The organism is Methylosinus trichosporium OB3b (assembly GCF_002752655.1).
Taxonomy (GTDB): domain Bacteria; phylum Pseudomonadota; class Alphaproteobacteria; order Rhizobiales; family Beijerinckiaceae; genus Methylosinus; species Methylosinus trichosporium.
Map to the genome: position 1 here is coordinate 1,780,870 of NZ_CP023737.1, position 20,259 is coordinate 1,801,128.

Here is a 20,259-nt window from a genome sequence, read left to right on the forward strand (position 1 = left end):
TCCCGCGACAAGGGAGAGGGTCGGGAGGGGCCCGAGAGGCCGCCAAACCGACCGGCCCTATCCCATGCCTATGGAAAAAACCTTCGATCCCGCCGCCATCGAATCGCGGATGCGCGAGCTGTGGGAGGCGACCGGCGCCTTTCGCGCCGGCCGGCCCGAGCGCGCCGGCGCCGAGCCTTTTTCCATCGTCATTCCGCCGCCGAACGTCACCGGCTCATTGCATATGGGCCATGCGCTCAACAACACGCTGCAGGACATTCTGGCGCGCTATCAGCGCATGCGCGGCCGCGACGTGCTCTGGCAGCCGGGCACGGATCACGCCGGCATAGCGACGCAAATGGTGGTCGAGCGCAAGCTGATGGAGCGCCAGCAGCACCGCCGCGAGCTCGGCCGCGAGAAATTCCTCGAGGAGGTCTGGGCCTGGAAGGCGGAGTCGGGCGGCGTCATCGTCGAACAGTTGAAGCGCCTCGGCGCCTCCTGCGACTGGTCGCGCGAGCGCTTCACGCTCGACGAGGGACTTTCGCGCGCCGTCGCCAAAGTGTTCGTGCAGCTGCACCGCGACGGGCTCATCTATAAGGACAAGCGCCTCGTCAATTGGGACCCGAAGCTGCTCACCGCCATCTCGGACCTCGAGGTCCAGCAGATCGAGGTGAAGGGGCATCTGTGGCACTTCCGCTATCCGATCGTCTATCAGGACGGCCAGCCGACCGGCGACTATATCACGGTCGCGACGACGCGCCCCGAGACCATGCTCGGCGACACCGCCGTCGCCGTGCATCCCGAGGACGAACGTTATCAGAAACTCGTCGGCCGTAATGTGCGTCTGCCTCTCGTCGGACGCCTGATCCCGATCGTCGCCGACGAATACTCCGATCCCGAGAAGGGCACGGGCGCGGTGAAGATCACGCCGGCGCACGACTTCAACGATTTCGAGGTCGGCCGCCGCCACGGGCTGAAGCTCATCAATGTGCTCGACGCCGAAGGCTGCGTGACGCTCGAGGGCAATCACGATTTCTTCGAGCATGTGGCGCCCTCGCCCGAGCTCGACATGACCGTCGCCGCTCTGCACGGCCTCGACCGCAACGCGGCGCGCGCGCGCGTGGTGGCGATGATGGAGGAGCGCGAGCTGCTCGCCGAAGTGTCCGAGCATAAGCATATGGTGCCGCATGGCGACCGCTCCGGCGCCGTGCTGGAGCCGCGCCTCACCGACCAATGGTATGTCGACGCCAAGACGCTGGCGCAGCCGGCGCTCGCCGCCGTCCGCGAGGGCCGCACCCATTTCGTGCCGAAGAATTGGGAGAAGACCTATTTCGATTGGCTGGAGAACATACAGCCCTGGTGCGTGTCGCGCCAGCTGTGGTGGGGCCATCGCATTCCAGCGTGGTATGACGCCGACGGCAATGTCTTTGTCGAGGAGAGCGAAGAGGAAGCGCTCGCGGCGGCGCGCGCGCGGCTCGGGCGCGATGTGGCGCTGACACGCGACGAAGACGTCCTCGACACCTGGTTCTCCTCCGCGCTGTGGCCGTTCTCGACGCTCGGCTGGCCCGACGAGACGAAGGAGCTCGAGCGCTTCTATCCGACCAACGTGCTCGTCACCGGCTTCGACATCATCTTCTTCTGGGTCGCGCGCATGATGATGATGGGCCTCTATTTCAAAAAAGAGGTCCCCTTCCACGACGTCTATATCCACGCCCTCGTCCGCGACGAGAAGGGCGCCAAGATGTCGAAGTCGAAGGGCAATGTCATCGACCCGCTGCATCTCATCAACGACTATGGCGCCGACGCGCTGCGCTTCACTCTGGCGGCAATGGCCGCGCAGGGCCGCGACATCAAGCTGGCGACGCAGCGCGTCGAAGGCTATCGCAATTTCGCGACCAAGCTGTGGAACGCCTCCCGTTTCGCCGAGATCAACGGCTGCGCGCGTGTTCCCGGCTATGATCCGGCGCGCAACGAGATCACGCTGAACCGCTGGATCGTGAGCGAAGCCGCGCGCGCGGCGGAGGAGATCGGCGCCGCGATCGAGGCCTATCGCTTCAACGATGCCGCCGGCGCCGCCTATCGCTTCGTCTGGAACGTGTTCTGCGACTGGTATCTGGAGCTGGCAAAACCGCTGCTGCAGGGCGAGGACGGCGCCGCCAAGGACGAGACGCGCGCCGCCGCCGCTTTCACGCTCGACCAGATCTATGCGCTGCTGCATCCTTTCATGCCCTTCCTCACCGAGGAGCTGTGGGGCGTGAAGGGCCTGGAAGGCCCGCCGCGCGAGACCCCGCTGGCGCTCGCCCCCTGGCCCGCGCTGACGGGGCTGCGCGACGCGGCCGCCGAAGCGGAGATCGGCTGGGTGGTCGACCTCGTCTCGGAGGTGCGCTCGGTACGTTCCGAGCTCAATCTCGCCGCCGGCGCCGAGGCGCCTCTGGTGCTGGTCGCCGCCGGCGCCGAGGTCGAGGCGCGCATTTCCGTTTGGGGCGACACCGCGCGCAAGCTCGCGCGTCTCTCCTCGATCGGCTTTTCCGATACAGCGCCCAAGAGCAGCGCGCAGCTGTTGGTGCGCGGCGTGCTCGCCGCCATTCCACTCGAAGGGATGATCGATTTCGCCGCCGAGAAGATCCGGCTCGTCAAGGAGACGGCGAAGCTCGAGGGCGATGTGAAGAAGATCGAGGCCAAGCTCGCCAACGCCGACTTCCTGGCGCGTGCTCCGGAAGAGGTGATCGAGGAAAATCGCGATCGCCTCGACGATCTGCGCGCCCGCATCGAAAAGCTGGCGGCGGCCGCGAAGCGGCTCGGCTGACGCCACACGCTTCGGTTTCTTCTCAAAACGCGAACGCCCCGCCGATCGGCGGGGCGTTTCGGTTCGTTCATGTCCGTTTCACGACGATGCTGTCACAAGGGCGCGACGTTTCGTCCCTCCCCGTCATTGCGAGCGCAGCGAAGCGACCCAGAGCCATAGCCCGGCCTCTGACTCGCTACGCCGCTTTTCTCGCAATGACGGCCCTGCCCCGAGCGCACGCACGCTCAGCCGAATTTGAACAGCACGCCATAGCCGCCGCGCGGATAATTCCACACGATATCGCCCTGCGGCTCGCACAGGACGCGACAGGTGCCGCATTCGAGGCAGCCATCCGGCGTGATCTCGACCTGTCCGGAGGCCGTCTGCTCATAGCAGCCGGCGGGGCAGATCTTGGTCATCGCCAACAGATTCTTCGACGGCGTCGTGTGCGGCTGCACGACGATATGGGGCTTTCCTTGGTCGACGAGATAGCGGTTCTGGAACAGCTTCTCCTCGACTCGCGCAACTTGCGTCGACATCGCAAATCCTCCTCTCAACGCCAGGCGCGAGCCAGGCGCCATGCATCTCCGACCAATCCCGTCAGCGAGCGCTTCTGGCGGAAGGCTCTGACCGACGCCTTTTCCTTCTCGATCTTCGGCGTTCCGTCGACACGCAAGAAATTCTCCATCGCCTTCGACACGAGGGTCGGATAGTCGAGGAAGAAATTATGCGCCTGCGTGTGCAGCAGCGCCGGCATATCTTTGTATTTCTTCAGATCCTTCATCACGAAACTGTCATCGAGCAGCTTCTTGTAGAGCGCCAGATTCTGCTTCGTCATCGGATCCTTGCGCGACTTCACCTGGAAGATCGCCTCGCCGGCGAGCCGCCCGGAGGTCATAGCAAGATTCGAGCCTTCCCGATGAATGGCGTTGTTGAGCTGCGCCGCGTCGCCGACGACCACCCAGCCGTCGCCGAACAGCTCCGGAATCGTCTTGAAACCGCCTTCCGGAATGAGATGCGCGGCATATTCCTTCACTTCGGAGCCTTCGATCAACGGCGCGATCGACGGATGCGATTTGAAGTTCTCCAGCATTCCATAAGGCGTCTCCTCGTTTTCGGCGAAATCCGACACGAGGCAACCAAAGCCGACAGAAATGCTCTCTTTGTTCGTGTAGACGAAGCCCATGCCGGTCATCCCCTTGGAGATGGTGCCGGCCGCCTCGATCACGACGCCCTCATCGCCATGGAGGTTGAAGCGCGCTTCGAGCGTCTCGCGCGGCAGGAAGTGCATTTCCTTCACCGCCAACGCGACATGGTCGGGCTTGGGCGTCGGACGCAGGCCGGCGCGCGCGCCGAGCAATCCGTTGACGCCTTCCGCGAGCACCACGACATCCGCGAACACCGTGCCGCCGCTGCGATCCGTGCGCACGCCGATCACCTTGCCATAGGCGTCGCTGACGAGCTCGGTGACCGTGGTCTCGCTGATGACGATCGCGCCCTGCGCCTGAACCTGCTTGTTGAACCAGCGGTCGAACTGCGAGCGAATGATCGTGTAGCGGTTCGGACGCTCCTCGTTGAAATCATCCGAGCGATAATGCATGCCCGTATGCGAGCGATCGGTCATCATCCAGAAGCGCTGCTCGATGAGATGCCGCTCGAGCGGCGCCTCCTCGCGGAAGTCCGGGATGATCTTCTCCAGCATGTCCGCGTAGAGAATGCCGCCCTGCACATTCTTCGAGCCCGCATATTCGCCGCGCTCGAGCTGCAGCACATTCAGCCCGCGCGAGGCCATCGTATAGGCGGCGGCGTTGCCGGCCATGCCGGCCCCGATGACGATCGCGTCGAATTTTTCTTCGATCATATCAATCTCCGAGGGGATCAGCCGGCGAGCCGGTCGGCGTTTTCAGGCGAGAGCCGCTGGCGGAAGGCTTCCGTCAAAGCGGGCAGCAGGCGGATGGCGTCGGTCACGATGCCGACATGCGCGAAATCGAAGATCGGCGCATTCTTGTCGGTGTTGATCGCGACGATGCAATCGGCCCCCTCTACGCCGACGCGATGCTGAATCGCGCCGGAAATTCCGGCGGCGATATAGAGCTTCGGACGGATGGTCTTGCCGGTCTGGCCGATCTGCCGATCCGAGGTGATCCAGCCCTTCTGCACCAGCGGACGCGAGCCGCCGAACTCGGCGCCGAGAACGGAGGCGAGATTGCGCACGAGCTGATAATTCTCCGCGCTCTGCAGGCCGAGGCCCCCGGCGACGACGACATCGGCGAAAGCGAGATTGCTCTTGGCCGACTCGCGGTCCGGAATGAACTTCAGCAGCTTGGTGATGATCTTGTCCTCGTCGAGATCGGGCTTGAACTCGACGACCCGGCCGGTGCGCGTCGCATCACGCGCCGGCGTCGGCAGCTGCCGCGGACGCACCGTCGCCATTTGCGGACGATAGTTCAGCGTATAGATCGTGCACAGCAGCGAGCCCCCGAAGGTCGGACGCGTCGCGGCCAACGAGCCGTCGCCATCCACCGCGAGCTCGGTGCAGTCGGCGGTGAGGCCGGTGAGCAGCGTCGTCGCCACCGAGCCGGCGAGATCGCGACCGAGCGTCGTCGCGCCGAGCAGCAGAATTTCTGGCTTATGCGTGTTGACGAGCTGCGTGACCGCCTTGGAGAACGGCTCGTTGCGATAGTCGGAAAGGATCGGATCCTCGACCAGATAAGCGAGATCCGCGCCGTGATAGAAGGCTTCCTGAATCGCATTGCGCGTGCCCTCGCCCGGCGCGCCCAGCACGACGGCGGCGAGATCGACCTTCAGCTGATCGGCGAGCTTGCGACCGGCGCCGAGCAGCTCCCAGGAGACCGGATGGACGACGCCGCGCTCGAGCTCGACGAACACCCACACATGCTTATAGCCGCGGAAATGCTCCGGGAGCTCCTTTTTCGCGCTGGCGCGGCTCTGCTGCGGCGCGGCGGGGGCGGGCTTGTCGGACATTCTCGCTTCTCCTTTAGAACCCACTGGCCAATTTCGTCATGTCTTCCTTGAGCGCCGGATGGCGCTTGAAGATCGCCTCGAGAATCGCATCCGCCGACTCGCCCGCGGTCTTTCCCGGCTCGACGAAGGCCGCGCGCTCGGTGCGCGGCGTCGGCGCGAACACTTTCTTCACGATGGTCGGCGACCCCTTCAAACCGCATTTGGTGAGATCTTCGATCTCCGCGTCCTTGGCGCTCCAGGTGATGATCTCGGCGCGCGCCGCCCGCAGCGAATCGGAAATCGAGCCGCGGCGCACCTCATTGGTGCCTTCGAGCATGGCGATGAGGCAGGGCATTTTGGTCTTCAGCACCTGCGTGCCGCCTTCGGCGCGCCGCTCGATGACCACCTCGCGCTTCTCCGCATCGGCCTCGACGATCTTGGAGACATAGGTCAGCTGCAACAGATCGAGCCGCTTGGCGACGCCTGGGCCGACCTGCGCCGTATCGCCGTCGATCGTCTGCTTGCCGGTGAAAACCAGATCGAGATCGCCCCATGTCTTCTGAATCTTGCGGATCGCCTGAGCGAGCGCATAAGTGGTCGCGAGAGTGTCGGCGCCGGCGAAGAAGCGATCGGTGAGCAGAATCGCACGATCCGCGCCGATCGCCAGCGTCTTGCGCAGCGCGTTCTCCGCCATAGGCGGCCCCATGGTCAACACCGTCACCTCGCCGCCGAACTTGTCGCGCAGCTTCAGCGCTTCCTCGAGCGAGAACAGATCATAAGGATTGATGATCGTCGGCACGCCCTGCCGCATGATCGTGTTGGTGACAGGATGCACGCGAATCTGGGCGCTGTCGGGAACTTGCTTGATGCAGACGAGTATCTTCATTTGTCCATCCTTTCCCGATCCCGACGCGCAAAATTGATGATCATCCGTTCGACACCGTGAGATTGCCGAGCGGCACGAACGGCTTCTTGGGCTCCTCGGCCGGCTTCACGGCGTCCTTATGGACCTTGAACAGGCGCTGCTCGATCGGCGTCGAGACGAGGAAGTCCTGATAGGCCTGCGCGAGGAAAGCGCGGCAGTTCTCGCGGATCTCCTCATCCGTCGCGCCATCGGGCGCGCTCTTGTGCAGATATTCGCCCATGCGTCGCAGGATGTGCAGGCGCGAGTGCCGCACCACTGTCGGATCGTACTCCACGCCGAGAATGTCGAAGAATTCCTCGGCGGCCGAGAGTTTGCGCAGATCATCCAGAAAGCTCATGGCGTGCTGTCTCCGGTGGGTCGATGAGCGGCTTCGTTGACGCGCAATTGCACATGCGCGAGCCGCGCTTCGAGGAAATCGATGCGGTCGATGAGCACGGAAATCGCGTCGCCGACCGGATCGGGAATGAGATGATGCTCGAGATCGATGCGGCCGTCGTGGCCCGAGCGCCGCCGCTGCTCGCGCACGATGCGCCCAGGAATGCCGACGACGGTCATTTCCGGCGGCACGTCCTCGATCACCACCGAATTGGCGCCGATGCGTGCACGCGGACCGACCGTGATCGGTCCGAGAATCTTCGCCCCCGCGCCGATCAGCACGCCGTCCTCGAGCGTCGGGTGGCGCTTCCCGGGCGACCAGGAGGTGCCGCCGAGCGTGACCCCATGATACATCGTCACGTCGTCGCCGATCACCGCGGTCTCGCCGACGACGACGCCCGCGCCGTGATCGATGAAGAAACGCTCGCCGATCGTCGCGCCGGGGTGAATGTCGATATTGGTGACGAGCCGCGCGAACCATGACAATCCGCGCGCGGAAAACTTGCGCCCGGAGCGCCACAGCCGATTGGCGATCCGATGCCAGATCAGCGCATGCACGCCCGGATAGAACAGCACCACCTCGAGCGAGCTGCGCGCCGCCGGATCGCGCTGCGGAACACAGGCGACGTCTTCCCGAATGAGCGCGAACAGCCCTTTCGTAGAGGCGAGCCGAGGCGAGGCGCCCACCGATATAACGCTCATGAAGGGCTCCCCACGGTCTGGCCGGCGTGACGCGCCGCCGTCTCTTCCAACACGCGATCGACGAGGCGAATGAACTCGCCGCGCTTGACCGGTCGCTTTTCCGCGAGCGCCCGCATCTTGACGTGATCGAGCACGCGCGCAGCGGTCTCACGATCGACGTCGACGCCGAGCTCGTCGCATTTCTTCTGGATCGCGCTCACGCCGGAATGCTTGGCGATGACGATGCGATGGCGCCGCCCGAGCAACGCCGGATCGAGCCCCTGATAGGTGCGCACATCCTTGAGCAGCGCCGCGACGTGAATGCCGGACTCATGAGTGAAGATGTCGGAGCCGACGATGGCTTTGTTACGGCCGATCTTGCGGCGCGCCGCGCTCGCGACCAGCCTGGCGAGGCCTTGCAGACGCTTCGGATCGACGGCCGAGCAGCCATGCGCGACATGGCCGAGCGCTGTCGCCACCTCTTCGAGCGCAGCGTTGCCGGCGCGCTCGCCGAGGCCGAGCACAGTGACCGACGCATGGGTCGCGCCGCCGCGCACCGCGGCCAGCGTGTTGGCGGTCGCGAGACCGACATCGTCATGACCGTGAAACTCGATCGCCAGATCGGTCTCCTCGCGCACACGTTTGACCGATTCATAGGTCGTGAACGGATCGAGAATGCCGAGCGTGTCGGCGTATCGGAACCGGATGGCGCCCGCGCTCGCCGCAGCGCGCGCGATCCTGCCGATGTCGCGCGGATCGGCCCGCGAGGAATCCTCGCCGCCGAGCGCGACGCTCAACCCCTTGTCCCGCGCGTAGGAGACGACGCGCAGGACGCGTTCCGCCGCGCCTTCCACATCCGCCTGCAGCTTGACGCCGATCTGCAACCGCGACATCGGCGAGGAAATATTCACATGGGCGACATTGGCGGCGATCGCGGCGTCCACGTCGCGCTCGTCGAGACGACACCACGCCATCACGCGGCAGGGAAGGCCAGCCGTGGCGATCGAGCCGATCGCATCGATCTCGTCGCGCCCCATGATTGGCGTGCCCGCCTCGATCTCGTCGACGCCGGCGGCTGCGAGCGCACGCGCAATCGCCAGCTTCTCCGCCGCGGTGAAGGCGACGCCCGGCGCCTGCTCACCGTCGCGGAGCGTCGTGTCGTTGATGAAGATGCGGGGCTGCTCGCTCACGGGGGATCCCACCACTCACGCGAATACGGGCTTGTCGTTGGTCTTCTTCTCGGCGTCGGCCCAGAAGGGCGACATCTCGCGCAGCTTCTCGACGATCGGCGGCAGCGTTTCGATCACCCGATCGACGTCGCTCGCCTGATTGTCACGCGAGAATGAGAAACGCACCGCGCCATGCAACGCCGCCTCCGGCACCTCCATGGCCTTGAGAACGTGGCTCGGCTCCATCGACCCCGAGGTGCAGGCGGAACCCGACGAGGCGGCGACGCCAGCCCGATTGAGATGCAGCAGGATCGCCTCGCTCTCCACATATTCGAAAGCGAGATTGAGCGTGTTGGGCAGACGATCGTTGCGGTCGCCATTGACGAGGCAGTTCGGCACGCGCTGAAGCACGGCCTTCTCCAGCCGATCGCGCATCTCCTTCACGCGCCCCTGTTCCTCGGCCATATGCGCGAGCGCCAGCTCGGCGGCCTTGCCGAGCCCGATGATCGCCGGCACATTCTCGGTGCCGCCCCGTCGCGCGCGCTCCTGGTGGCCGCCACGAATGAGCGGCTTGAAGCGCACGCCTTTCTTCACATAGAGGGCGCCGATCCCCTTGGGACCATGCAGCTTGTGACCCGACAGCGACAGCATGTCGATGGCGCTGTCCTTCAGCACGATCGACGTCTTTCCCGCCGCCTGAACCGCGTCGGTATGGAACAACGCGCCATGCTGCTTGGCGAGCTCGGCCAAGCCTTCGATCGGAAAGATCGTCCCGGTCTCATTGTTCGCCCACATCAGCGAGACGATCGCGACCTTGTCCGACAGCGCGGCGCGATAGGCCTCGATATCGAGCTGGCCCAATTTGTCGACGCCGATGAAATGGACCTTCGCGCGTCCGGTCTTTTCGAGATGCTCGCAGAGCGACAGGATCGCCGGATGCTCGACCTTGCTAGTCACGATCTCGTTGCGATCCGGCATCGCCTCGAGCGCCGAGAGGATCGCCGCATTGTCGCTCTCGGTCCCGCCAGAGGTATAGATGATCTCATGATCATGCGCCGCGCCGAGCAGCGCCTGCAGCTGCTGCCGCGCCGCCTTCACCGCTTCACCGACGCTGGCGCCGAACGAATGCGCCGATGACGCATTGCCGAAGCTCTCGGAGAAATAGGGCAGCATCGCCTCGACCACGGAAGGATCGGTGCGGGTCGTGGCGTTGTTGTCGAGATAGATCGCGGTCATGGCGCGCTCCTCAAAGTCCATGGGCGTTGCGGCCGACGGGGATCACCCGCATGGGAATGCCGAGTTTGGCGATGAGCCGCTCTTGAATGCCAGAAACGGTGACGCTGGCCATCTGACAGCCGACGCAAGCGCCCGTCAGGCTGACGAGCACGTTGGAGCCATCGACATCGATGAGCTCACAATCGCCGCCGTCCTTGCGCAGATAGACGCGCAAATCTTCGATCGTCTCCTCGATGAGGCGAATTTTCTTCAGATTGGTCATCCCCGCCGAAGGAGGCGGAAGCGGCGACGACGGAGTCAGCGGCGACGACGCAGCGACTGCGGAAGCCGGTCGCGGAGTCTCGGCGCGAGGCTGAGCCGGCCGGGGACGCGCGGCCAGCAGCGTCACCGTGCCCGGCGCGGGCTCCTTGGCCTGCGCTGCGGCGGCCTCGGCGGCAATCTGTGCCGCTTCCTGAATCCGGAGCGCCTCGGCAGTGACGCGAACGAGAATATCCTCGATCCGTTCGTAACAGGTGGTGCAGCCCGAGCCCGCCATCGTGCGGGCCGTCACCTGCTCGACCGAAGTGAGCTGATGCTCGCGGATCGCGCCCTCGATCACCCGCTCGTCGACGCCGTGACAGCGACAAACGAGCGCGCCCTCCTCATGCTCGAATCTCCGGGCCTCGCCGCGAAACGCCGCGAGGGCGGATTGCAGCGCCTCATAGCCCATCACCGCACAATGCATCTTTTCGACCGGCAGTCCGCCCAGATGATTGGCGATGTCTCGGCTTCCGATCGCCGAAGCCTGAGCCAACGTCTTACCGATGACCAGCTCAGTCACCGCCGACGAGGAGGCGATCGCAGAACCGCACCCATAGGCCTGGAAGCGGGCGTCGAGAATGATTTCGGTGACCGGGTCGATGTGGAGCATCAGCTTCAGCGCATCGCCGCAAGCGAGCGCGCCGACCTCGCCGACCGCATTGGCGGTCGAAAGAACGCCAGCATTCTTCGGATTGAAGAAATGCTCCTTGACCTTTTCCGAATAGTCCCACATCGCCGCGCTCCTTTCGATCCGTCAGCCGAAAGACTTGCCGCAGGAGCAGCTCGATTTGGCTTGGGGATTTTCGAAAGTGAAGCCGGAACCCTCGAGCCCATTGACGAAATCGACCTTCGTGCCGTCGAGATAGGCGAGCGAGCCTTCCTCCACGAACACTTTGACGCCGTCGCGCTCGAACAAGTGGTCGGCGGGATTCGCCTCGTTGACGAGACCCATCATATATTTGAAGCCCGCGCAGCCTCCGGCTTCGACCATGATGCGAAGGCCTTCGACCTCCTGGCCGGCGCCGGAAATGGCCGAACGCACCGCGTTCAAGGCGCTGTCTGTGAGCTCGATCATCTGTTGAACCCCTTTGCGGAAATGTCCTGCAAAGGAATTAGCAACCGCTATGCCAACCGCGTTCGACATCCAGAATCAAGTGATTCCACTCTGCCGAAGCTGTCGACTAACCCACATTGTCCGAGATCGAACATGATTGGCTCAGAGCGCCGAAAAACGTCGCTGCACTCGACCTCGAGACAGCGCGAGCTGGTCTATTCGCATGGGAAGATAAAGGGGTCAGTTCTCGCGCGGACCCGGGCGCCCGAGCCTCGCAAGCGCGCTCTCGCCGCTCTCGTCGCCGAAGCAATCATGGAAATCGCTGCATTCGCGACACGTCGGCGAAGAACAAAGGACAAAGCCCTCCAGCTCGCATAACGAGCGATAGAAGAACTTCTTCCATTTCATGTGATTGGAGTTGCGCGCCGCCAGCCCGGGGAATCGTTCGGCCATCAAGCGGCCGAGATCCTCCCGCGCGCCGAGCCCGAGATCCTGCCATAAATGACGAGGCGACATCGACCGTTTGGTCACGATCGCCGCGATCCAGCTCGTCTCTTCGGACGAATCGGAGCGATAGCGCTGCAACAATTGAAGAATTTGATCCTCTTCCTCGTCCAGAACAATCGCTTCCGGTTCCGAGTCGAAATCTATATAGCGCTCGGCCTCCGGCGCCCAAGCGGCGACGAGCCGGCGCAGCTCAGCCCGCGCCAGCCCCATAGCGGGCCCTACATCCGCACCCTGCGCCAGCGTCTCCGACAAGCAGATCGCTAGCATGCAAGCAAAGACATGCCCCGTGAACGGGTCGAGCGCCTGCCGTTCACCAGGGCGAGCGCGCAGCCTGAGGTAGAGCGCGGCCGCGTCCAACTCCGGCGTGGCGGCGCCGATCTCCGAACGTCGATCGTCGGAGAGGAAGGCCATTGTGTCAGGCGCCGATCTGATCGACCGGCACGTGCGTCTGACAGTCTTTGGGACAGACCTTCGCGCACGCCGAGCAGCCGATGCAATCCTGCTCCCGCTCGACCTTCATGATCTTGCGATTGAGCTCACCATCGAAATCATCGTCGTCGTCATCGGTGACGATGCCGAGGATGTTGCTGTCGGCGTCGACGCCATACAGCGCCATGACGTTCTGCGGGCAGACCTTGAAGCATCGGCCACAGCCGATGCAGGTCGCAGGATTGATGTCGGTGAGATAAGACGGCGTCCAGTCGGCGCCGCCTCTCGTCTTGAAAGCTCCCATCACGCTGTCTCCAGTTCCTTGAGCTTCTGCCGAGCGGCCTCCAACGCCGCATAGGCGTCATGTGTTTCTTGCGCGATCGAAAGAATGCTGGTCCAATTGATCGGCAGTTCTTCCGAAAGGTCGTGCAAGTTCATCTTCATATTGGTCGCTTTGGCGGAGAGCTTCTTGATCTCGGCCTTCAGCTCGTCGACGGAGCTCATAGTCGGTTCCCTTTCCGTCTCAGTAGCGCGCCACGTCGGGGAATTTCTCGATCATTTCGACCCCGGCGGCGACCAACTTCGTTCCTTCGTCGGCGAGCTTCTCGAGCGTCTCGAAACCGAAGCGATGCACGTCTCGCAGCTGCTTGTTGACGACGATCAGGCGCCCGGCGATCAGCACCTGACGGCCGAAACCTTCATGGCTCATCTTCATCATCGGCTGAACCATGACGCCCGAAGCGCGCTCGATCGCGAGGCCCACCGCGCTGTAGAACAGCTCGAGCCGCCAGATCGTTTCCGGATCCGGATCGCCGATCATTGGAATCTGCTTGCGAGCTTCCTTGTCGACGATATACGGCTTCAGGAGATCGAGATCTTTCTTATTGTCCCACGTGCCGTGCGTGTCCTGCGCGCGCCACTGCTTGATCAGCTCTTTGATGAAGACGCAATTTTCAGCGTCGCTCGGGGTGATGGTCTCGGTCTCAGCCATTTGCAGCCTCTTCCTCGAAGTCGAAACTTCTCTCTTTGCCCTTGGTCATGACCTTCCGCAGCCACGGCGGCGGAGCGCCTTGCAGCACGACCTTGAGCTTCTCCAACAGGTCGACGATGCTCTCGGGCTGCGGGACCTTCATCGGATGAATGCCCTGAGCGACGACACGCGCGGCGCCTGAACCGCCAATTGCGGCGACATAGAGAATCGCACAGTCTTTGACCGCGTCGAGCTTCGGCTGCAGCTTGTCCTCGTTGCCGTCTTCCTGAAGATCGCCGGTAAAGGCGATCGACTCGACCAGACTGTAGCCCTCGGCCGTCAGTTCGTAGATGGCGATGTTCTTGGCCCAGCCGAAATGGGCGTCGACCCGTTCGAGGTCCTGTGTGGCGAATGCGACTTTCATGCTGCCCTCCTCACTGGTCAGGCCACCGGCGCCAGCTGCACGAGCTCACGCTCGGCCTCGCCGCCGAAATGATGGACGTCTTCTTCCGATTGACGCCAGGTATCGGGATTTGGTTCATGCGTTTGCGCGATGAACATATTGCCGACGGTGAAGATCAGCGTGCGCGTGCCACGATAACCGACCGTCAGCTCATGCCCCGCGCCGAGCCGATCGAAATTCGGCAGGCCGAGCCGGAACAACGGAACGCCGAGACGCTCTGAAGCCTGCCGCCCATGCGAATGCGTCATCAGCAGATCGGCGCCCTTGCCGCGGATCTCCAAATCTTCGAGATCGCCGATCAGAACTTCATCGATCGCCAATTTCTCGAGCACGGGAGAATGCGTTGTCGTCACGGCCGCCTGTAGATGAGCCCCCATTTCTGTCAGCCAGGACCCGATCGCATAGAGCAGATCCGGCTCCGCGCCGACGGCGATATTCTTGCCGCCGAAATGGAAGTGACCATCGAGCATGGCGTCGACGAGTTGCCCTCTTTGACGCTTCAGCTTCGTTGGAACCGGTCGACCGCTAATGCGCGCGAGAAAGCCCATCAGCTCGTCGTTGGGAGCGAGTCCTGTCAGCCGATCGAACAAGACAAACGGAACTCCCGTTCGTTTTTCGAGCGTTGTCGCAGCGAGACGCATCTGCTCGCCGACGGCGATAGTCCATGCGGCCGAGCCCATCGCCGCCATAGTCTCGCGCGAGGTCCCGCCGAGCGTCGTGGGGGTAAAATCTTCGGGCAGGTGACCGTCCAGCGAACCCGAGAGATCCGGCAGAAACGCGGGCTCCAACCCAAAAGCCTCGATGATGTCACGCAGCTCGTCGATATCGCCCGGCGTCAGATGGCAGCCGGGCAGCACATTGACGCGCTGCGGCGCACGTTGAACGGGACCATCGTTCTTCGGAACGAAGACTTCGATCAACTTGGCGACAGCCTTCTCCCAACCGTCCTGAAACGCATCCTTGAAGTCTGGCGTCGACACATAGACGATGCCCATGTGATCGAGCTCGGGATGCCGCTGCCGAACCAGTTGAATGTAGCCGTCGACGTCATCGCCCTTCGTTTCGGTGACGCCGGTGGAGCAGATGCCGATCACTTCGGGTTTCGCGCGTTTGGCGATATTGACGATCGCCTCCTCGACATTCTCGAGCCCGCCGAGCACGGTGGCGACTTCGCTCATCGCGGTCGTCTGCAGCGGAATCGCTTCCTTGAAGTGACGAACGAACAGCACCAGCCCAAATGATGTGCAGCCTTGCGAACCGTGCAGCAGCGGCATGCAACCCTGCACACCCATGAAGGCGAGCGCGCCTCCGATCGGCTGGCTCATCTTGAGCGGATTGACCGCGCAAGCTTTCTTTGTGACTTCGACCTTCGCCATGACGGCACCTCACGCCGCCAAGGAAGCAGGAACCGCGCCACTCGCGTTGGCGGCGTCGAGCATCGTCTCTATCGTGCCTTGGCAACCGCCGCAGCCGGTTCCGGCATGAGTGGCGGCGCCGACAGCCTCGACGCTCGTCAGCTTGCCGTCCCGAATCGCATCCTCGAGCGCGCCGACGTTCACATTGTGACATTTGCAGACGCGTTTCTCACGACGAGCCGCCTCGGCCATGACCGGATCCGCGGCGAGGGCGGCGGCTTCCGCCGCGATCGCCTCATTCGCCCGCTCTTCCCACGTTTTTTCCTGCCACGGAGGGGGCCGCCTCACCTGCTCCCACACGGGATTGTAGAGCGCCTTGTCGATCTCTTGCACCAGCTCGACCATGCCCTCATAGCCCGCATAGGCGTGATGACGTTCCTGATTAATGTCGAGCCAAGGCATTTTGGCCTTGAGCGCGATGAACTGGGAGCGACCGCCGGAGAGCATGATATCGGCTTGCGCGTCCCGGAGCATTTTGAACATTTCACGCGGAGTCATATCGTCGATCATATGGGCGTCTTGCCCCATGAGCTCCTTGATGCGCTCCTTGTCTTCCTTGGTGGACTTTTTCACGCTGGTGCCCACCAGCTCCAAGCCGGCCTCTTGCAGCGCCGCCACCACCGACCAGGACTTCACGCCACCGGTGATGAGCAATACTTTCTTCCCGAGCAGACGATCCCGATAAGGCGCAATGCGCTCCCACGCTCGCGCTTCCTCGCGCTCGATCACCGCGTTGGTGCGATCCATCAGTTCCGCGGGCGCCCCGCGCTCAATGAGCAGCCGCGCAATTTCGCGCAACGAATCGCTCATATCGCCGATGCCATAGAACGACCCCTCGAAGAAGGGGATGTCGTAGCGCTCTTCCATCTTGCGGGCGACGTTGATCATCGCCTTGGAACAGACCATCATCGACGCTTTGGCGCGATGGGAATAGGCGACTTCCTTATATTTGGCGTCGCCCGAAATGCAGGCGAGAATGCGAATGCCGAGCTCGTCGAGCAGCGGCTTCACCTGCCACAACTCGCCGGCGAGATTATATTCGCCGATGATGTTGATGTCGTAAGGAGTCGTATACTCGGGCTCCTCGGTTCCGATCACATGATCGAGGATCGCTTCACCCGCGAGCTTATTGCCGAGGTTCTTCGGACCGACAAAACCAGGCGAGTTGACCGGTATGACGGGCTTGTCGAATTTCTTGCTGGCGGCCTTGCACACGGCGTCGATGTCATCGCCGATCATCGCAGGCACGCAGGTCTGATAGACGAACACCGCCGGCGGGTTGTATTTGTCGATGATTTCCTTGATCGACTTGTAGAGGCGCTTCTCCCCGCCGAAGACGACATCCGTCTCGGAAATGTCGGTGGTGAAACCGGTTCGGTAGAGGCTGGAACCCGAGGTCTTGGCCCCGCGGTTGTCCCAGGAATTGCCTTCGCAGGCGATGGGGCCGTGAACGAGATGGGCGACGTCGGTGATCGGCTGAAGCGCGATCTTCGCGCCGTCGAAAGCACAACCGCCGGCCGCGGCGCCGGGCGCCAGCTGCTTCGTGCAGCCCTTCTTACGTTCTTTTTCGGATTTGCCCTTGTTCTTGTCGCAACCGGGCTCGTTGAAGACGTCCTGAATTTTTGCGGAAACAGCGCTCATGTGGCACCTCCTGCGACGGCCATCGCGTCCCACACTCGCGCATATCAGCGCCGGCGCCGCGATCGACCTGATCGACTAGGCTCGTGTTCTTGTTGTTCCGCCGGGCCAAAACGCAACGCGGCCCGGCGGAAGTGTCGCAATCAGCGAATGATGTCGAAGCTATAGTCCGACTTGGCGGGAACGATCGTGTTGCGATCGGTCTCCTCGAACACCTTGTCGAGCAGCCACACCAGAACATTCAGGCCGCCCTGATAGCCCCACACCGGATAACGGTGATAGTGATGGCGATCGAAAATCGGGAAGCCGATGCGCAGCAGCGGAGTGCCGGTGTCACGCTCGAGATATTTGCCGTAGGTGTTGCCGATCAGGAAGTCGACCGGCTCCGTGAACAGCAGCGAACGCATGTGCCAGAGATCCTTACCGGGATAGCACTTGCAGTTCTTGCCGAAGGGCGAGGAGGCGAACAGCGCGTTCATCTTCTCTTCCCAGAGCTTGCCGCCGTTGGACGCCAGCACGGTGATCGGCTCGGCGCCGAGCTCGAGCAGGAAGGCGGACAGGCCGTAGCAGAGATCCGGATCGCCGTAGATCGCGTAACGCTTGCCGTGCAAATGCGCGGAAGAGTCGGCGATCGCATCGACCAGGCGGCCGCGCTCCTTAGTCAGCTCCTTCGAGATCGGCTTGCCGGTGACCTCCGAGACCTTCATCAGGAACTCGTCGGTGCCGCGAACGCCAATCGGATGATGGAAGGAATAGGTGTCCTGGCCGCTGGCGGCGATGAGCGGCAGAGTCTTCTCCGTGGAGAAGTGCTGCATCGAGAAGGTCGCCTTGGCGTGGATCGCGTTGGCCGCGTCTTCGAGCGTCGTGCCGCCGTCATACATGCGGAACTCGCCGTCGGTCGGCGTATCCCACACGTCGCTCGGATCGCCGAGGATCGTGTATTCGACGCCCATCGAGTCGAACATGCGCTTCACTTCGCGAATGTTGCCGACCACATAGCCGTCGAAGCCGCCGATGAAGTTGATCTTCTCGTTCGGAACGCGCTCGAGCTTGGGCGCAGTGCCGGCCTTGCCGTTCCAGAAGTGATCGACAATGCCCTTCATCACATTGTCGTAGCCGGTGACGTGGCTGCCGACGAAAGCGGGAGTGTGCGCGAACGGAACGTCGTACTCCATCGGAACGGAGCCCTTGTCCTTCGACGTCTTGATGAAGGCGTTCAGGTCGTCGCCGATGACTTCCGCCATGCAGGTGGTAGAGACGGAGATCATCTTCGGCTTATACATATTGTAGGTGTTGGCGAGGCCGTCGATCATATTGTTGAGGCCGCCGAACACCGCCGCGTCTTCGGTCATCGAGGAGGAGACGCAAGACGTCGGCTCCTTGAAGTGGCGCGAGAAGTGCGAGCGATAATAAGCGACGCAGCCCTGCGAACCATGCACGAACGGAATCGTGCTCTCGAACCCGAGCGAGGCGAAAACCGCGCCGAGCGGCTGGCAGGCCTTCGCGGGGTTGACGGTCAGAGCCTCACGAGCGAAGTTTTTGTCCTGATATTCCTTGGTCTTGGCCCAATCCTTCACGCGCTCGACCTCGGAGTCGGCGACATGATTCTCGAACTCTTTCTTCTTTCTCTCGAACAGCTCGATGTATTCCGGCTGACGGAATAGATTGAAATGGTCGAGAACATTTTCTGCATTCTGTGGCATGTCGGTTCCCCTCGTTGTCCGCGAGCGCCCGCTCTCGAAGACCAAAGTCGGCGATCCGACATCGGCCCTCCCGAATGCGAACGGGGCGAACCCCGTTCGCACAGAGAGCGTTTGACTCTCAGTCGATCAAGCCGCCCAAGGCGCCTTGGCGAATTTCCAGACCGGCGAATTGATCGCCATGTCCATGTCGCGAGCGAAGATCGCGAAGCCGTCATAACCGTGATACGGGCCCGAGTAATCCCAGCTGTGCATCTGGCGGAAGGGCACGCCCATCTTCTGGAAGACGTACTTCTCCTTGATGCCCGAGCCGACCAGATCCGGCTGGATCTTCTCGACAAACTTCTCGAACTCGTAGCCGGTCACGTCGTCATAGATCAGCGTGCCGTCCTTCACATAATGGGTCGTGCGCTGATAATCGTCGTTGTGGCCGAACTCATAGCCCGTGCCGACGATCTCCATGCCGAGGTCCTCATAGGCGCCGATCACGTGACGCGGACGGAGACCGCCGACGAACAGCATGACCTTCTTGCCCTCAAGACGCGGACGGTACTTCGCGATCACCGCGTCCATCAGCGGACGATATTTGGCGATGACGCGCTCGGCGCCTTCCTTGATCTTGTCGTCGAAGTGGCTGGCGATCTTACGCAGCGACTCCTCGATCTTGGACGGTCCGAAGAAGTTGTACTCGACCCACGGAACCCCGTACTTCTCTTCCATGTGACGGGAGATGTAGTTCATCGAGCGGTAGCAGTGCAGCACGTTGAGCTTGGCGCGAGGCGTCGCCTCGAGCTCGGCGATCGTGCCGTCGCCCGACCACTGCGCAACCACGCGCAGACCCATCTCCTCGAGCAGGATGCGCGAAGACCACGCGTCGCCGCCGATGTTGTAGTCGCCGATGATCGCAACGTCGTAAGGCGTCGGCTCGAACAGGGCCGGCTTGCCTTCCATCTTGTCGAACACCCAGTCGCGGATCGCGTCGTTGGCCAGATGGTGGCCGAGCGACTGCGAAACGCCGCGGAAGCCTTCGCAGCGCACCGGAACGATCGTGTGGCCGTTGTACTCTTTGGTCTTCGCCTTGGAGACAGCCTCGATGTCGTCGCCGATGAGGCCGATCGGGCACTCGGACTGCACGGAGATGCCCTTGTTCAGCGGGAACAGCTCCTGGATCTCGTCGATCAGCTTGGCGAGCTTCTTGTCGCCGCCGAACACGATGTCCTTCTCCTGGAAGTCCGACGTGAACTGCATCGTCACGAAGGTGTCGATGCCCGTCGTGCCGATGTAGTAGTTGCGGCGCGACGCCCAGGAATACTGGCCGCAGCCCACCGGGCCGTGGCTGATGTGGATCATGTCCTTGATCGGACCCCACACCACGCCCTTCGAACCGGCGTACGCGCAGCCACGGATCGTCATCACGCCGGGGATCGACTTGATGTTGGACTTGACGCCGCAATCCGGCTTGCCATCCTCGAACGTGTTGAGGTGCTTCGCGCGGCGCTTGGCGGTCTTTTCGGGATAAACTTCGAGGACTTCCTTGATCAGCGCTTTATTGCGCGCCTTGATGTCCTCGATGGATTCGGGTTGAGCAAGGCTCATGTCGCCACCCCTTTTTTAATTGGACGTGCTTGAAAGATCGACCCGGCCCCGTATGAGGCCGGGTCGCGTGCTT

The 20,259-nt window shown here is 62.7% G+C and carries 20 protein-coding genes; 1 reads left to right on the forward strand and 19 read right to left on the reverse strand.

Annotation, left to right across the window (positions count from 1 at the left end; translation table 11 throughout):
* Positions 1-70: 70 nt before the first annotated feature.
* On the forward strand, positions 71-2,785 hold the full coding sequence (locus CQW49_RS08640) for a valine--tRNA ligase (RefSeq protein WP_004448298.1): 2,715 nt from the start codon (positions 71-73) through the stop codon (positions 2,783-2,785).
* Positions 2,786-3,009: 224 nt separating this feature from the next.
* Here the strand turns inward: CQW49_RS08640 and CQW49_RS08645 are convergent, their stop codons facing one another.
* The 19 genes from CQW49_RS08645 to nifD all read right to left on the reverse strand — a co-directional run bounded on the left by CQW49_RS08645 (position 3,010) and on the right by nifD (position 20,186).
* Positions 3,010-3,303, reverse strand: a complete 294-nt coding sequence (locus tag CQW49_RS08645; RefSeq protein WP_004448297.1) for a ferredoxin family protein — start codon at positions 3,301-3,303, stop codon at positions 3,010-3,012.
* A 14-nt stretch (positions 3,304-3,317) separates the two neighbouring features.
* A complete protein-coding gene (locus CQW49_RS08650) occupies positions 3,318-4,625 on the reverse strand; it encodes an FAD-dependent oxidoreductase (protein WP_004448296.1) in 1,308 nt (435 codons plus the stop codon).
* Between the two features lie 17 nt (positions 4,626-4,642).
* Positions 4,643-5,749 carry an electron transfer flavoprotein subunit alpha/FixB family protein gene (locus CQW49_RS08655; protein WP_004448295.1) on the reverse strand — a complete coding sequence of 369 codons (1,107 nt, stop codon included), beginning with the start codon at positions 5,747-5,749 and terminating at the stop codon, positions 4,643-4,645.
* Positions 5,750-5,762: 13 nt separating this feature from the next.
* Complete coding sequence (locus CQW49_RS08660; protein WP_004448294.1) at positions 5,763-6,614, reverse strand: electron transfer flavoprotein subunit beta/FixA family protein; 852 nt, start codon at positions 6,612-6,614, stop codon at positions 5,763-5,765.
* A gap of 40 nt (positions 6,615-6,654) precedes the next feature.
* Positions 6,655-6,990, reverse strand: coding sequence for a nitrogenase stabilizing/protective protein NifW (gene nifW, locus CQW49_RS08665; protein WP_004448293.1), 336 nt, complete (start codon positions 6,988-6,990; stop codon positions 6,655-6,657).
* Complete coding sequence (gene cysE, locus CQW49_RS08670; RefSeq protein ID WP_004448292.1) at positions 6,987-7,730, reverse strand: serine O-acetyltransferase; 744 nt, start codon at positions 7,728-7,730, stop codon at positions 6,987-6,989. Before cysE ends, nifW begins: the two co-directional genes overlap by 4 nt.
* Positions 7,727-8,899, reverse strand: a complete 1,173-nt coding sequence (nifV, locus tag CQW49_RS08675) for a homocitrate synthase (RefSeq protein ID WP_004448290.1) — start codon at positions 8,897-8,899, stop codon at positions 7,727-7,729. The genes cysE and nifV overlap by 4 nt, the downstream gene beginning before the upstream one ends.
* 15 nt (positions 8,900-8,914) lie before the next feature.
* A complete protein-coding gene (gene nifS, locus CQW49_RS08680) occupies positions 8,915-10,114 on the reverse strand; it encodes a cysteine desulfurase NifS (RefSeq protein WP_004448289.1) in 1,200 nt (399 codons plus the stop codon).
* Positions 10,115-10,124: 10 nt separating this feature from the next.
* The gene (gene nifU, locus CQW49_RS08685; protein ID WP_004448286.1) at positions 10,125-11,147 is read right to left on the reverse strand and encodes a Fe-S cluster assembly protein NifU; all 1,023 of its coding nucleotides are present in this window, start codon (positions 11,145-11,147) and stop codon (positions 10,125-10,127) included.
* 21 nt (positions 11,148-11,168) lie between these two features.
* On the reverse strand, positions 11,169-11,489 hold the full coding sequence (locus tag CQW49_RS08690) for a HesB/IscA family protein (RefSeq protein ID WP_004448285.1): 321 nt from the start codon (positions 11,487-11,489) through the stop codon (positions 11,169-11,171).
* Positions 11,490-11,708: 219 nt separating this feature from the next.
* Complete coding sequence (locus tag CQW49_RS08695) at positions 11,709-12,386, reverse strand: nitrogen fixation protein NifQ (RefSeq protein ID WP_004448283.1); 678 nt, start codon at positions 12,384-12,386, stop codon at positions 11,709-11,711.
* A gap of 4 nt (positions 12,387-12,390) precedes the next feature.
* Entirely contained in the window at positions 12,391-12,708 is a 318-nt protein-coding gene (gene fdxB / locus CQW49_RS08700; protein WP_004448281.1) for a ferredoxin III, nif-specific, read from the reverse strand.
* Entirely contained in the window at positions 12,708-12,908 is a 201-nt protein-coding gene (locus CQW49_RS08705) for a CCE_0567 family metalloprotein (protein WP_004448280.1), read from the reverse strand. Before CQW49_RS08705 ends, fdxB begins: the two co-directional genes overlap by 1 nt.
* A gap of 19 nt (positions 12,909-12,927) precedes the next feature.
* Entirely contained in the window at positions 12,928-13,395 is a 468-nt protein-coding gene (locus tag CQW49_RS08710; protein WP_004448279.1) for a NifX-associated nitrogen fixation protein, read from the reverse strand.
* Positions 13,388-13,798 carry a nitrogen fixation protein NifX gene (gene nifX / locus CQW49_RS08715; RefSeq protein WP_004448278.1) on the reverse strand — a complete coding sequence of 137 codons (411 nt, stop codon included), beginning with the start codon at positions 13,796-13,798 and terminating at the stop codon, positions 13,388-13,390. Before nifX ends, CQW49_RS08710 begins: the two co-directional genes overlap by 8 nt.
* Positions 13,799-13,815: 17 nt before the next feature.
* The gene (gene nifN, locus CQW49_RS08720) at positions 13,816-15,213 is read right to left on the reverse strand and encodes a nitrogenase iron-molybdenum cofactor biosynthesis protein NifN (protein WP_004448277.1); all 1,398 of its coding nucleotides are present in this window, start codon (positions 15,211-15,213) and stop codon (positions 13,816-13,818) included.
* A 9-nt stretch (positions 15,214-15,222) separates the two neighbouring features.
* The gene (gene nifE, locus CQW49_RS08725; protein ID WP_004448276.1) at positions 15,223-16,893 is read right to left on the reverse strand and encodes a nitrogenase iron-molybdenum cofactor biosynthesis protein NifE; all 1,671 of its coding nucleotides are present in this window, start codon (positions 16,891-16,893) and stop codon (positions 15,223-15,225) included.
* Positions 16,894-17,033: 140 nt separating this feature from the next.
* The gene (gene nifK / locus CQW49_RS08730) at positions 17,034-18,593 is read right to left on the reverse strand and encodes a nitrogenase molybdenum-iron protein subunit beta (protein WP_004448275.1); all 1,560 of its coding nucleotides are present in this window, start codon (positions 18,591-18,593) and stop codon (positions 17,034-17,036) included.
* Positions 18,594-18,719: 126 nt separating this feature from the next.
* Complete coding sequence (nifD, locus tag CQW49_RS08735; protein ID WP_004448274.1) at positions 18,720-20,186, reverse strand: nitrogenase molybdenum-iron protein alpha chain; 1,467 nt, start codon at positions 20,184-20,186, stop codon at positions 18,720-18,722.
* Positions 20,187-20,259: the final 73 nt, after the last annotated feature.

Excerpts from the sequence above, each read along its gene's own strand:
- CQW49_RS08640 (WP_004448298.1), top strand. The coding sequence starts at position 71 with ATGGAAAAAACCTTCGATCCCGCCGCCATCGAATCGCGGATGCGCGAG.
- CQW49_RS08645 (WP_004448297.1), bottom strand. The coding sequence starts at position 3,303 with ATGTCGACGCAAGTTGCGCGAGTCGAGGAGAAGCTGTTCCAGAACCGC.
- CQW49_RS08650 (WP_004448296.1), bottom strand. The coding sequence starts at position 4,625 with ATGATCGAAGAAAAATTCGACGCGATCGTCATCGGGGCCGGCATGGCC.
- CQW49_RS08655 (WP_004448295.1), bottom strand. The coding sequence starts at position 5,749 with ATGTCCGACAAGCCCGCCCCCGCCGCGCCGCAGCAGAGCCGCGCCAGC.
- CQW49_RS08660 (WP_004448294.1), bottom strand. The coding sequence starts at position 6,614 with ATGAAGATACTCGTCTGCATCAAGCAAGTTCCCGACAGCGCCCAGATT.
- nifW (WP_004448293.1), bottom strand. The coding sequence starts at position 6,990 with ATGAGCTTTCTGGATGATCTGCGCAAACTCTCGGCCGCCGAGGAATTC.
- cysE (WP_004448292.1), bottom strand. The coding sequence starts at position 7,730 with ATGAGCGTTATATCGGTGGGCGCCTCGCCTCGGCTCGCCTCTACGAAA.
- nifS (WP_004448289.1), bottom strand. The coding sequence starts at position 10,114 with ATGACCGCGATCTATCTCGACAACAACGCCACGACCCGCACCGATCCT.
- nifU (WP_004448286.1), bottom strand. The coding sequence starts at position 11,147 with ATGTGGGACTATTCGGAAAAGGTCAAGGAGCATTTCTTCAATCCGAAG.
- CQW49_RS08690 (WP_004448285.1), bottom strand. The coding sequence starts at position 11,489 with ATGATCGAGCTCACAGACAGCGCCTTGAACGCGGTGCGTTCGGCCATT.
- CQW49_RS08695 (WP_004448283.1), bottom strand. The coding sequence starts at position 12,386 with ATGGCCTTCCTCTCCGACGATCGACGTTCGGAGATCGGCGCCGCCACG.
- fdxB (WP_004448281.1), bottom strand. The coding sequence starts at position 12,708 with ATGGGAGCTTTCAAGACGAGAGGCGGCGCCGACTGGACGCCGTCTTAT.
- CQW49_RS08705 (WP_004448280.1), bottom strand. The coding sequence starts at position 12,908 with ATGAGCTCCGTCGACGAGCTGAAGGCCGAGATCAAGAAGCTCTCCGCC.
- CQW49_RS08710 (WP_004448279.1), bottom strand. The coding sequence starts at position 13,395 with ATGGCTGAGACCGAGACCATCACCCCGAGCGACGCTGAAAATTGCGTC.
- nifX (WP_004448278.1), bottom strand. The coding sequence starts at position 13,798 with ATGAAAGTCGCATTCGCCACACAGGACCTCGAACGGGTCGACGCCCAT.
- nifN (WP_004448277.1), bottom strand. The coding sequence starts at position 15,213 with ATGGCGAAGGTCGAAGTCACAAAGAAAGCTTGCGCGGTCAATCCGCTC.
- nifE (WP_004448276.1), bottom strand. The coding sequence starts at position 16,893 with ATGAGCGCTGTTTCCGCAAAAATTCAGGACGTCTTCAACGAGCCCGGT.
- nifK (WP_004448275.1), bottom strand. The coding sequence starts at position 18,593 with ATGCCACAGAATGCAGAAAATGTTCTCGACCATTTCAATCTATTCCGT.
- nifD (WP_004448274.1), bottom strand. The coding sequence starts at position 20,186 with ATGAGCCTTGCTCAACCCGAATCCATCGAGGACATCAAGGCGCGCAAT.